At 40.4% G+C, this 12,702-nt stretch carries 9 protein-coding genes; 3 read left to right on the top strand and 6 right to left on the bottom strand.

All coding sequences use genetic code 11. The features are described from left to right. Positions 1 to 116: 116 nt before the first annotated feature. The gene (fabR, locus tag F947_RS05270; protein ID WP_026438369.1) at positions 117 to 797 is read left to right on the top strand and encodes an HTH-type transcriptional repressor FabR; all 681 of its coding nucleotides are present in this window, start codon (positions 117 to 119) and stop codon (positions 795 to 797) included. 77 nt (positions 798 to 874) lie between these two features. On the opposite strand, the gene F947_RS05265 is transcribed toward fabR, so the two are convergent. The 6 genes from F947_RS05265 to F947_RS05240 all read right to left on the bottom strand — a co-directional run bounded on the left by F947_RS05265 (position 875) and on the right by F947_RS05240 (position 9,208). Further along, on the bottom strand, positions 875 to 1,684 hold the full coding sequence (locus F947_RS05265) for an alpha/beta fold hydrolase (protein ID WP_004973028.1): 810 nt from the start codon (positions 1,682 to 1,684) through the stop codon (positions 875 to 877). Between the two features lie 411 nt (positions 1,685 to 2,095). After that, the gene (gene rapA / locus F947_RS05260; RefSeq protein ID WP_026438370.1) at positions 2,096 to 4,933 is read right to left on the bottom strand and encodes an RNA polymerase-associated protein RapA; all 2,838 of its coding nucleotides are present in this window, start codon (positions 4,931 to 4,933) and stop codon (positions 2,096 to 2,098) included. 146 nt (positions 4,934 to 5,079) lie between these two features. Beyond that, positions 5,080 to 5,724, bottom strand: a complete 645-nt coding sequence (locus F947_RS05255; RefSeq protein WP_004973024.1) for an RluA family pseudouridine synthase — start codon at positions 5,722 to 5,724, stop codon at positions 5,080 to 5,082. Positions 5,725 to 6,211: 487 nt separating this feature from the next. Further along, positions 6,212 to 7,513, bottom strand: coding sequence for a glutamate-1-semialdehyde 2,1-aminomutase (hemL, locus tag F947_RS05250; protein WP_004973021.1), 1,302 nt, complete (start codon positions 7,511 to 7,513; stop codon positions 6,212 to 6,214). A gap of 47 nt (positions 7,514 to 7,560) precedes the next feature. After that, positions 7,561 to 8,181, bottom strand: coding sequence for a thiamine phosphate synthase (thiE, locus tag F947_RS05245; protein WP_026438372.1), 621 nt, complete (start codon positions 8,179 to 8,181; stop codon positions 7,561 to 7,563). A gap of 643 nt (positions 8,182 to 8,824) precedes the next feature. Continuing rightward, on the bottom strand, positions 8,825 to 9,208 hold the full coding sequence (locus F947_RS05240) for an Mpo1-like protein (RefSeq protein ID WP_004973016.1): 384 nt from the start codon (positions 9,206 to 9,208) through the stop codon (positions 8,825 to 8,827). 241 nt (positions 9,209 to 9,449) lie between these two features. Here F947_RS05240 and F947_RS05235 point away from each other — a divergent pair, with 241 nt between their 5' ends. Both F947_RS05235 and F947_RS05230 read left to right on the top strand, forming a co-directional pair. Continuing rightward, positions 9,450 to 10,916: a CYTH domain-containing protein gene (locus F947_RS05235; protein ID WP_004973015.1), complete on the top strand. Its 1,467-nt coding sequence runs from the start codon at positions 9,450 to 9,452 to the stop codon at positions 10,914 to 10,916. A 204-nt stretch (positions 10,917 to 11,120) separates the two neighbouring features. Next, entirely contained in the window at positions 11,121 to 12,587 is a 1,467-nt protein-coding gene (locus F947_RS05230) for a CYTH and CHAD domain-containing protein (protein WP_004973013.1), read from the top strand. The last annotated feature ends 115 nt before the right edge of the window (positions 12,588 to 12,702 follow it).

Here is a 12,702-nt window from a genome sequence, read left to right as displayed (position 1 = left end):
CATGTATATATATTTGTATATACACCTGTATTGTTTCTAATCATTTCACAAGTACTGGCGCAACCGCTATAATGCCTCTAAGCTTATAAATTATTGAAAATATGACTCAGCCTGCCATGAAAACAAACCATGATGTGACTTTTCCAGAATCTGAAACGGTTCATGAGCCTCTTGTCGTGCGTACGGTTGGGCGTAAAGCTACCATTACCAAACAAGAATTATTTCAGGCAGCATTAAATTTAATTGGCCCACAAAAAAGTATCGCATCTTTAAGTTTACGTGAAGTTGCACGTGAAGCAGGCATCGCACCAAACAGTTTTTATCGTCATTTTAAAGATATTGATGAACTCGCGATTGAACTGATTGATCGTGCAGGTGTGGTGTTGCGTCAAATTCTGCATGAAGCACGTTTAAAAGCATCTAAACAAAACAGTATTATTCGCAGCTCGGTTGAAGTATTTATTGAACAATTAGATACCGATGAAGGCAATTTAAGTCTGCTATTACGTGAAGGTTATACGGGTTCAACTTCATATAAACTTGCGGTTGAACGTCAGCTGAATTATTTTCAGCAAGAATTACAAGATGATTTAATTCGTTTAGAACGTTTAAATAACAGCAAGTTAGCGCATCCCGATATTGTCGCAAAAGCCATTACACAACTGGTATTTAATATGGGTGCCAAAGTCATTGATATGCCTGCGACTGAACGTAAAGAAACCGCTGAACAAACCATGACCATGATTCGTATGATTTTAGAAGGTGCACGTCATTTGGATGATGCCAAAATTCGTTAACATAACACACGATAAATCGGACGATTTTCCTGAATCAGGTCACGCGCGTTTGAGCATTTAATTGCTAGACTTTGCTATTAAGCGTGTTGTTTTTGAATTAATTGCTGCACATGTGTTGCCGTGGTTTCAGGATTTTCCAAAGGAAACATGTGTCCTCCCTCGACCACACTAAACTCAACTCCATAAGTTTTTTGCATGCCTTGCGGTAAACCTTGCAAATAAAATGGGCTATGCCTTGCTGTAATTAAATGCACAGGTACATCTGGGGCTTTGCGTGGTGTGCGCCACCACCATGCAGGTACGGTTCTAAAAATTTCAGCTTCTACCCGTTTTGGAATTGTTAAAGTCACACCACCTCTTTGTGCATCGACTTGTATGCCGCTGGCAAAATAATCTTCAAAACATTGTGCATCAAATTTTTTAAATAAACGGTTATGCCGCAAAGCTTGATAGGCTTCTGCATGGCTAGCCCAATGATCTCGACGCTTCATGGTCACGGCGGCAGGTGTGAGTTGATCTACATATTTCAGTTTAAATTTTTGTAAAATTTCAAATAATGCCGACTTCGATCCAATCACAAAAGGTGGATCCATAATAATCAATTGAGAAAATAAATCTGGACGCTGATAGGCACACATCAGGGTTAATAATGAACCAAAAGAATGCCCTAAACCAATCACTTGTTGCTTTGGAAACTGCTGCTCAATGTCCTGAATCACTTGATGAATCAAATAGGTCCACTTATAGGTCACAGGAAATTCTGCTTGCATACCAATCAGTGGAATTGCCTTTAAATGATAATCTGCTTCAAAACATTGAAAAAACTTTTGATAACTGGCAGAAGGAATACCATTGGCACGGGTAAAATGAATTGCAGCTTTAGTCATTTAAAATACGCTTAAAAGAAGAATATCGGGTCTGTGACTTGATCTATGCGTACGCGCTTACAGATTCAACACTTGGCACATCAATCATAGATAAAAGATCAACAGCCTTTAAACTACGCATACCACTGGGTTTTGCAAATGACCGGAATGCTGAAAAAGATGAATTATGAGTCATTTTAATGACACATAAGCACTGGTTGCTACTTTGTTTAAGTCTGTGATGTGAAAAATCTCGCACAAAATTTTTATTGCGATATTAAAAAAGCACCCGCTAAACTGCTCCGTAAAAATGAGGCGCAATGCCCAACTTAAAACGTGCAATTTAGAAGATGCCAAATATTTAAAAAAGTGATTGATTAAAACCGACTCAATACAAATACACCGTCTAGACACCTGTATTGAATGCACTCTTTATGGCTTTACCACCACCATCACCTGAATTGCTTCAGGCGTGACCGACAAACCATCTAATAATGCAACACCTTCTTTTTGCAATTTCTGTAAACGTGTAATTTCATCTTCACGAATACTTGGGTTAAATTGCTTCAAATAGCTTAAACGGTCAATTTCATATTGCCATTTTTTGCTATATACATCTTTAGCTTGTTGCTTAAATTCAGGCAATGCAGCTTTAGCCAACTCCAAAGCCTGTGTATAACGCGCTTCAATCGCGTCACGGCGTGCTTTCACCACTTGACGACAACTGTTGCCATCTAAATGATGTAAATAAGGTTTTAAAATTTCAGGGGCAATTTTTTGCGATAAATCCTGCCCTTTTTCGCTCAATAAGACACGAATGAGTTGCTGTGGCAAGCTTGATGGCAAATTCAGGGCTTTAGGTGCAATGACATCCACTTTGAACCAGACTTCGAGCAACACAGAACCTTGTGGCAAAGCGGCAGATTTTAATACCGCAACGTTGGTGCTACCAAAACCTTGTGTATTGATCATTTCCATCACGCTTTCTGTGAATGGATGCTCTAGGGTCAAATACTGTGCATCTTCACGAATTTGCGCCTGATCCCGATAGAACGTCGCGGTCATGCCTTCTTCGTCTAAGGTCAAACCTTGCACTTGCATTTGATCAGTTGGTTTAATAATCACCGTGCCATTGCTTTGTTCATCGAAGTCAATATTGGTCGATGCCATAAAGCGCTTCATAAACATAGGCAACGTGGTATTGTCGTCGTAATCTTCTAAAGCTTGTACAATTTCCTGCGCCACCACAGGACGGCAAGAGTTGTATTCCAACAAACGATCTCGACCCGCTTGAAGTTCTGCTTCCAAAGCTTCACGCTGCACACTGACTGCTTCCAGTAAATCTTCAAACTGTTGTCCTAAATCTGCCAATAAGCAGTGTTTTAAATCGACAATAAAGTTTTCCTGCAAGGTTTGTGCAGTGGGTGAAATATTGCTGAAAATATTGAGTGCTTCGTTATACCAACGGAACATACGCTCTTGCGCAGTCCCCACCAAATACGGCACATGAATTTGAATACGGTTTTCTTGACCAATACGGTCTAAACGACCGATACGTTGTTCTAACACGTCGGGATTGGCAGGTAAGTCAAACAAAATCAGGTCTGATGCAAACTGGAAGTTACGCCCTTCTGAACCAATTTCGGAACACAATAAAATTTGTGCACCATAAGAATCTTCTGCGAAATATGCTGCCGCTTGGTCACGTTCTAACAAGCTCATGCCTTCATGGAACATTGCAGTACGAATACCTGCATGTAGGCGCAGCGCATTTTCAAGGGCTTCTACCACAGGGCCGCTACGCGCAATTAAAAGCACTTTTTTATGTTTTAAGTCGCTACGCAAACGCTCCATTAACCACATTACGCGCGGGTCAGTTTCCATCCAACCGCCATCAAGCTGCGCTTCTTCTGGCCACATTTGTTCACGCAGCTTACCATCTTTAGACCAGTTTTCTGGTGCAGGTAACGGCGCAGGCTGACAATCACGACCTGGGAAACCTTGAATTGCTTCACGGGTATTACGGAACAAAATACGCCCTGTACCATGACGGTCTAATAATTCGTGGATGGCACGGAAACGCTGCTCTGGGTTATCTTCAATGCGATGTCCCAACAAGCCTTCCAGTGCAACCAAATGGCTTTCTTCCAATGCGGCATCTGACATTAAGACTTCGGCAATTTTTGCCGTATGTTGATATTGCGCTTCTTCATCCAAGAAACGGTCTAGTGAACTAAAACGCTGCGGATCGAGTAAACGTAAACGCGCAAAATGGCTTTCTACACCCAGTTGCTCAGGCGTTGCTGTAAGCAATAACACCCCTGCGGTTTGTTCGGCTAATTCTTCGACCAGATCATAACGGTCATTACCACCTTCTTCTTCGCTCCACATTAAGTGATGCGCTTCATCGACCACCAACAAATCAAAACCTGCTTCTAGGGCTTGTTCGCGTAAGTCATCGTGGTCAATCATTAAATCGACTGAAGCAATGATGCATTGTTCGGTCAAGAATGGATTCAGGTCAGGATCGTGTTCTTTAATAGATGCCGTACGGGTTAAATCAAACAAAGAGAATTGCAGATTGAAACGGCGACGCATTTCAATCATCCACTGATATTGCAGCGAATCAGGTACCAAAATCAGGATACGTTCCGCACGTCCTGTTTTGAGTTGCTGATGGATGATCAAACCTGCTTCAATGGTTTTACCTAAACCAACTTCATCTGCCAATAAGACACGTGGCGCAAAACGCTTACCGACTTCATGTGCAATATAAAGTTGATGTGGAATCAAACCTACACGCGAACCCACCAAGCCGCGCAGTGGGCTACTTTGCATATTGGCTTGCATCAACAAGGCTTCAATACGCAAGTCGTACCATTCTTTATAGTCAATTTGGCTAGCAAGCAAGCGGTCTAATGGTTTTGAAAGTTGGATACTTGCACCAATACGGGTTTCATTCAGTGATTTCTTTTCTTCACTCCCATCTTGCAAACGACGCACTACGTTATAACGCAATACGCCATGACGGTCTTCGACCGATTCAACCGTCCACACATTGCCTTCTTGGTCTTGAACTTCATCATTTACATTAAAAATGATACGCGATAAAGGTGCGTTATTGCGTGCATAGACACGGGTTTCATCACTTTTAGGGAATAAAATGCTGACCGATCGCTCATCTACATCAATCAGAACACCAAGTCCTAATTCCGTTTCTGTGTCTGATAACCAACGTTGACCAATAGCAAACTGCTGCAATTTTTCCACCTTTATTTAGAAGTTAGGACGTATAAATTTTTGCGCAAAACCTGCTGAGTATTTGAGCAAAAATTCAGGGCGTATAGCAATATATTTTGACATAAAGCGCACTAAAAAGAGAGCCTAAAGCACAGGCTTTGCGTAATCTTTTTCGCTTAAAATGGGACTGGGCAAGTAAACTGTACACGTTGCTCAGTTTGTGGATGCAGAAAACTTAATTCTGCTGCATGTAAACACAAACGAGGCATGAGTTGTTGCTGTTCGGGCGTGGCATATAAAGTATCACCAATAATTGGATGACCTAAATATTGCATATGCACTCGCAATTGATGCGAACGACCTGTAATCGGCGTCAGTTGCACACGAGTCACAATTTGCCCCTGCAATTCAAATTGCTCCAATGCACGCCAATGCGTTAACGCAGGTTTGTTATGGGTTGCATCGGCAATGTGTAATGGAGGATGTGCAGGATCATAGACCACAGGCACATCTACAGTGCCTTCACCTTGCAGTTGCCCTGCCACCAATGCCTGATAGGTTTTATCGGTTTGGCGTTCTTGAAACTGACGCGAAATTTGTTTTTGCGCCCATTTCGTGAGTGCAAATACCAAAATACCCGAAGTATCACGATCTAAGCGATGAATCAGCAAAGTGCGCGGCTCAATTTTAACTAGACGACTCATCACACAATCTTGCAAATCTGCTGTTTTACCTGGAACGGTGAGTATGCCAGCGGGTTTATGTATCACCATAAACTCATCGTCACGATGAATCAGGTGTTCGCTTAGAAAATTACTCAATTTCAATTCCGGGCCGATCGTGAAAACAAGGCGGCAATAATAAAAAGCCTGACACAGAATTACAATGCAAAATACATCAATTCCCGATGAATTTTCCGATTTACATTCCTGAATCAGACAATCTGCTGAATTTTAAATCAGCCTGCTTTTAGAAATGTGGGTTTTATAGCATGCAGGAGGCTTTGTTGCATAAATATTTTTTAAGATACTGTTTTAAAGGTTTTTATAATTTGGATAGAAAAATACAATGAAATCATAGTGCAAGATAGTTGCACAACAAAGCCGTTCTGAAGCTATATCTTTGATGGCGGGAGCAAATGAAGTAATAGGATTCATATTTAGTTTGACCAGGCTATTTTAGTGTTTAACAAGATGCTGATCTAAGCCTTTGATATTAAACTGAAGAGCATGCTCTTCAATTTAACCTAAAGCATAGATATTGTGGAGATATCTATGCCTTTTAGGACGGTGTTAACCAAAAGTCAAATTACGCCTTCATTTCCGCAAATGTTTCTTTTGCAGCTTGAATGGTGTAGGCAATATCTTCATCACTATGCGCAGATGAAATAAAGCCTGCTTCAAAAGCAGATGGTGCCAAGTTCACACCACGTTGCAACATTCCGTGGAAGAATTTACGGAAAGCATCGACATCGCATTTCAGCATAGAATCAAAACTGGTGATGTCATCTTGGTCAGTAAAATACAAACCAAACATCGCACCGACTTGTTGCGTCTTGAATGGGATACCTGCTTCATCTGCCGCAGCTTGTAAGCCTGCCAATAATTTTTCCAATTGCGCAGTTAAGTTTTCATAAAAACCTTCGGCACGTAAATGTTTAAACATTTCAATGCCTGCACGCATCGCTAATGGGTTACCCGACAAAGTACCTGCTTGATACACTTTACCTAATGGTGCAATACACTCCATGATTTCGCGTTTACCACCAAATGCACCTACTGGTAAGCCTGCACCAATAATTTTACCGAGTGTGGTCAAGTCTGGTTTAACATTATAATGTGCCTGAGCACCGCCCAAGCTAACACGGAAACCAGTCATCACTTCATCAATGATAAAAACTGCACCGTGTTCATCACAGACATCACGAATTGCTTGCAAGAAACCATCAATCGGTTTAACCAAGTTCATGTTGCCCGCAACAGGTTCAACAATCACCCCCGCAATTTCAGCACCAAACTTTGCAAAACATTCTTTTAAAGTGGCGATATCGTTATAGGGCAAAGTCAACGTGTGTTTGGCAAAATCGGCAGGAACACCCGCAGAAGTTGCTTCACCTTCACCACTGGTTAAAAGTCCTGAGCCTGCTTTGACCAACAGCGAATCTGAGTGTCCATGATAGCAACCTTCAAACTTAACGATTTTGTCGCGACCTGTATAACCACGCGCCAAACGAATTGCAGTCATGGTGGCTTCTGTACCTGAGTTGGTCATGCGAACCAATTCAATTGAAGGCATGATTTCGCAAATAATATCGGCCAAAGTCGTTTCATGCACCGTTGGCGCACCAAAACTCAAACCATCTTCAGCAGCAGCCTGCACTGCCTGAATAATAGCAGGATGGGCATGGCCTAAAATCATTGGCCCCCAAGAACCTACATAGTCAACATAGCGTTTGCCATCGACATCGTACAAATAAGCACCTTTGGCTTTTTCAATAAATACAGGGGTTCCGCCTACCCCGTTAAATGCGCGTACAGGTGAATTGACCCCACCTGGAATATGCTTATTGGCTTGTTTAAACAGTTGTTCTTGCTTTGGAGATAAGCTCATGGAGGCACTCAACTCAAAAAAATAAAATAAAAAATTAGCTGGCTGCTTTAAGCTTCTGCTTTGAAAAGTGCAGACCAATCATAAACACGCTGTGCAACAGTATGCATCGGACGTCTTAATATATCACTAATCACTGCACATAAATCTGCACCTGCTTCAATGACAGACTGACTGTTTTCAACAGTTAAACCACCAATCGCGCAAATTGGCACATTGAGTTGTTGCTTCGCCAGTGTGAGCGTGTCTAATGTAAGTGTACTTGCCTCAGGTTTAGTTTCAGTTGCATAGACTGCACCAAAAGCCACGTAGTTTGCACCATCGGCAATGGCTTGCTCTGCCAATTCAATCGAGTTATTACAACTGCGACCAATCAATACATCTTGTGGTAAACGTGCAACCGCTTCAACAATAGAGCCATCTTCTTGACCCAAATGTACGCCAACACCATATTTCACTGCAGTTTCAAGATCATCATTAATCACAAATGGCACTTTGTATTGATCACACATCGATTTCATATATTCAATTTCGTATGCCTGCTGAGCTTGAGGCACATTTTTACGGCGATATTGCAACACCGCGACTTCATAAGTTGCCATCGCCCCTTCTAATTTTGCCAAAAGCAGTTCGATAGGATCATCATTGGTAATCAAATATAAACCGCGCATAATCTCAGCCACAAATAATACAAGGTCTGTATTATTACACATTCAGGCGGCATGTGTCAGAACCTCAGACTCAACAAGTTTTTTTATAGGGGCTCTATAAGCTTCTATTTTGTTTGGGTTTTATTGAGTCAAAAACTTAAAAATACCAAATTCTAGTGATAGCGCTAAAAGATAGATTTAGCTTTAATTGAACTGCGCAAAACAAGAACTGCAACCAGTTCAATAAGATATGGATTTTAAAATCCATACGGGTGACTACAGCGAATAACGACATATTTAGGTCGCCCATTTAGACACATGATCATTTGTGCCAGAGCGCATGTGGGGATGCGACAAATGATCATGTGTCTATATTTTTTTCATACTTCTCTCTCAGTAACCTGCTTGCTCTATATCCTTGCTTAAAGATGAATGATTTCTGATTTAACACCATTCTGAATATAATTTTTCACATAAAAAAAGCCTAGAGAAAGGTCACTCTAGGCTTGGAAAGTCACAAACTTTTATCAATAAATTTGATGACACATTATTAGAATATTCACTCTATCATTTCAACAAAAAATTAATTTTATTTGTACATTTTTTATGAAAATAATCACATATCGTCTAGTTTTTGCCTAAACGGTATAACTAAACACTCAATTCAACTTGGAATTTTATCTTTAGCACGATCTTGCAAACTTAAATGACCACGTAAAACATCTGCAAACATCCGCCAGTCTGAAATAAAACTATACACAGGCTGTTTAAAACTGGCAGGTTTATTTTTTTCAAAAACAAAGTGCCCGACCCATGCACAGGCATAGCCTGCTAGCAAACCATAGAGTACATATTTGGCTTTTTTCTGGCGTATGGCTTTGCTCACACAATATAAACCGATACTGCTGCCAACAACGTGCAAACGACGGCTCATGATGTTGCGGTGTTCAGTTAAATAAAAACGGTAAAATGTTGAATAGTCCTGAATTGGCAATTCAAACTTGGGGTCTGGTGTCGGCTCAAATTCGGGCTTTGATGCTGCGTTCATGTTCATCATCCTGATGTTTATAAATTTGAATTATTTTTGCTACGCTCAACGACACTTTAAACTAAGCCAAAATAAAAACCAAACACTAAAAAGCCAGGGTCAAGTCTTACTTCTTGACATATTTTGGTTACAATCAAATGCACTTTTGCAAAACCTCGGTTCTGCAATTTTCACACATTTATAATACCAATTTGTTTGCCATTGCTTTGGCACAACATGCTTTAGGTTTAGGATATTTTTCATGGTCGAAGTTGAATTAAAATTTCAAATTCCAGTCGCACGTCGCACGGCACTACTCAAAACTTTAGACCCGAAAAAATCGACCCAGATTCCATTAAAAGCACGCTATTTTGATACATCCACACACAGTTTGTCCCATCATGGTATGGCGTTAAGACTGCGTTTAGAAGGCGAGCAATGGGTACAAACTTTAAAAGCGGCAGGTCAAAGTCATTTTCATAGTTTTGAACATAACCATCCGCTTGCAGCAACTGAAAATCCAGATACCCCACCTCAACTTGATCTGCAAATTTATCAAAACATTCCCGAAGCACAACAATTGCTAAATCAAGCTTTGGGGCAAAATTGGGATCAGTTAAAACTACAGTTTGAAACTGATATTCAACGTACCTCACGACTAATGACCATTGAAGATACTGACATTGAAATCAGTTTAGATGTTGGTCACATTCGTTGTGCAGGTGCCGAAGTTGAAGTACATGAGGTTGAGTTTGAACTGAAACAAGGTTCAATTCAGCAATTGCTAGCATTTAGTTTTGAATGGGTGAAAAAATTTCATTTATGGTTAGATGTACGCAATAAAGCAGAAATTGGACATTTGCTTTCTGTGCAGCAAAAAGTCAGCCCTGCGGCTCAGAGCAAAGAATTTCAATTCAGTAAAAAAGACCATGCCGACCAAAATTTACGCCTGTTAATTGCACAACAATTACAGCATTTATTGCCCAATATTGCCGCAATTTCTGCTCAAGTTGCCGAACAAAGTCATATTGATCAGGCGCAGTTCGCTTTGCAACATTTACAACTAACACTATCCTTATTTAAAGATTGGTCGAAGCATTTAGGCGATAAATGGGCAATGCAAATTGCAGCATTTAAACAACATTTTGATCACCTGCAGCATTTGGAACACATGCAAGCCACACTCGGCGCATTTTTACAGAACCCGACGACTGCAGAGAACCTAAAAAAAGATACCTTGTACGCCCAAGAAAAATTGGTCAATTTAGTCCGTTCAACGCAAAATGTGCATCACTATTTAGAATTATTGATGTTTAGTTTAGCCGCGAGCGATCACTCAGGTTTAGACTTAAAAACTGCCGCACAAAACACGTTGCAACAGCAATATAAGCAGTTGCATGAACAATTACAGCACAGTGATATTCACGATTTTGAAAGTTTAGATCAACTGGCTTTGCGTATTCAGGAACTAAAATTTAGCTTCCCCATTTTGACGCATATTTATGATGTCAAAAATTTGCAGAAATATAGTAAAGCTTTGAATGATGCACAGCTTGCAGCACAGGAATATCAAGTGTTGGCATCTTCTGCAGCATACATTCAACAAACTGAATTGGAAGCGAGCGACTGGTTTGTTTTAGGTTGGCTCACTGCAAAACAGGAAGTGTATGCACAGCGTTTATTGGAAGCGACAGAACAATTTATGGTGAGCCGTAAATTCTTAAAATAAGTATCCTTAACATCCTCAAAGCACACGCTAAAAATACTGCAATACAACGGCAGCCTTGTGAATATTCATTCGGCTGCTTTGTGTTAAAAACTGAATACAAATTATTTTATTTTTCAAGCTTTTGTTCACAGTTCTCCCCTTGTTCATTTATAGATTTACACTATAGTAAAGAGAACTTATCTTGTTTCATCAAGGGCATTCCCGATGTGTGAAATAGAATTAAAATTTCAAATTCCACACAACTATCGTGCGGCATTTGAAAAAGCATTTAAAAAGAACAAACTGGTTCAACAACAACGCTTATGGGCTAAATATTATGATAGTCCTGAACAGCACTTAGCCAAGCAACGCATTGCCCTGCGTCAGCGTTTAGAGGGCGATATTTGGAAACAAACTTTAAAAGCGCCTAGTCCACAACATTATGAACGCTTTGAGCTTGAACATGAATTAGGACATGATGCGCCTGAATTGTGTGATTTGGCATGTTATGAAAATCATAAACAAGCACGAAAGATTTTAAAAAAAGCCTTAGACGGTTCAGAGGTAGATTTAACCCTGCAGTTTGAAACCGATGTTTTACGCTACAGCCAATTGGCACATTATAAAAACAGCCAAATTGAAGTTGCTTTTGATTTAGGTGAAATCCGCCAAGGCAAAAATTCGGTTGAAATTTACGAAGTTGAGTTTGAACTGAAACAAGGTGAAATTGCAGACTTAATTGCCTATATTCAGCCGTGGATTAAAAAATATCATTTATGGCTCGACACACGCAGTAAATCGCAGCGTGGCAATATGCTGTATAACAATGAAACCATGATTCCTGTACAGCAGCAAAGTACCTTGCAATTGCAACACCCCGAAAATATGCATGAGTTGTTGGCGCAAATTACCCAGAATTGTTTGGCACACTTGCTGCCAAATGCAACTGCGATTGCCAGTCAAGATTATGCCAGTGGGCATGTGCATCAAGCGCGTGTTGCCATTCGACGTTTACGCAGCGCCTTAAAAATCTTTGCTGCATATGATGCGCTGGCAAATCACAATTGGGAAAGTCAATTGGCTACCCTCTTTCAGCAGTTGGGTTCAACCCGCGATCAAGATGCTTTGCGTGAAAGTCTGATTCCACAACTTGAAAACGCAGGCTCACCTATTACTGAGCTACCCCTTGCAGCATCTAAAAATATTGCGATTGATGCAATTTTCCGTTCACCGAGCACAACCTTATTACTGTTACAACTCATGAGTTTTGCGCATTCGGCAGCGGTTACAGATGCAGAATCAAAACCATTCAAAAAAGTGTTACGTAAACGCTTGCAGAAAATGCATCAACAAATTTGTGATGATGCAGGTCATTTCCAAACCTTAGATGTGGACTCTAAACACCGCACGCGTAAGCGTGTAAAACGTTTACGCTATACCGTGGAGTTTGTGAGTAGTTTATTTGCAGAAGATGACGTCAAAACGTATTTAAAAACCCTAAAACCATTACAGGAAACTTTAGGGCATTTTAATGATTTAATGGTGGCACAAGGTCTATATGAAAGCCATGCTCAAACTGAACCGAAAACATGGTTTGTATTGGGTTGGATTGCGTCGGAAGAACGTCATATTTCCATACAGATTGAACAGGATTTACAGCAGTTTGCTGAAAGTCAGCCTTTTTGGTCGTAGTTGAAGTTTGATCATCAATCAATGATCACATTTAAGCTCAACAGGGATTCATTTCATGTTGAGCTTATTTTTTATATCTTAGATTAGTATTTAATCTGCAAATTCCAAACTTTCT

The organism is Acinetobacter towneri DSM 14962 = CIP 107472, from assembly GCF_000368785.1.
In the GTDB taxonomy this organism is placed as follows: domain Bacteria; phylum Pseudomonadota; class Gammaproteobacteria; order Pseudomonadales; family Moraxellaceae; genus Acinetobacter; species Acinetobacter towneri.
Note: the sequence above shows the minus strand (reverse complement) of the source record. Positions and strands in the feature narration are given on the sequence as shown.

Excerpts from the sequence above, each read along its gene's own strand:
- fabR (WP_026438369.1), top strand. The coding sequence starts at position 117 with ATGAAAACAAACCATGATGTGACTTTTCCAGAATCTGAAACGGTTCAT.
- F947_RS05265 (WP_004973028.1), bottom strand. The coding sequence starts at position 1,684 with ATGACTAAAGCTGCAATTCATTTTACCCGTGCCAATGGTATTCCTTCT.
- hemL (WP_004973021.1), bottom strand. The coding sequence starts at position 7,513 with ATGAGCTTATCTCCAAAGCAAGAACAACTGTTTAAACAAGCCAATAAG.
- thiE (WP_026438372.1), bottom strand. The coding sequence starts at position 8,181 with ATGCGCGGTTTATATTTGATTACCAATGATGATCCTATCGAACTGCTT.
- F947_RS05240 (WP_004973016.1), bottom strand. The coding sequence starts at position 9,208 with ATGAACGCAGCATCAAAGCCCGAATTTGAGCCGACACCAGACCCCAAG.
- F947_RS05235 (WP_004973015.1), top strand. The coding sequence starts at position 9,450 with ATGGTCGAAGTTGAATTAAAATTTCAAATTCCAGTCGCACGTCGCACG.
- F947_RS05230 (WP_004973013.1), top strand. The coding sequence starts at position 11,121 with ATGTGTGAAATAGAATTAAAATTTCAAATTCCACACAACTATCGTGCG.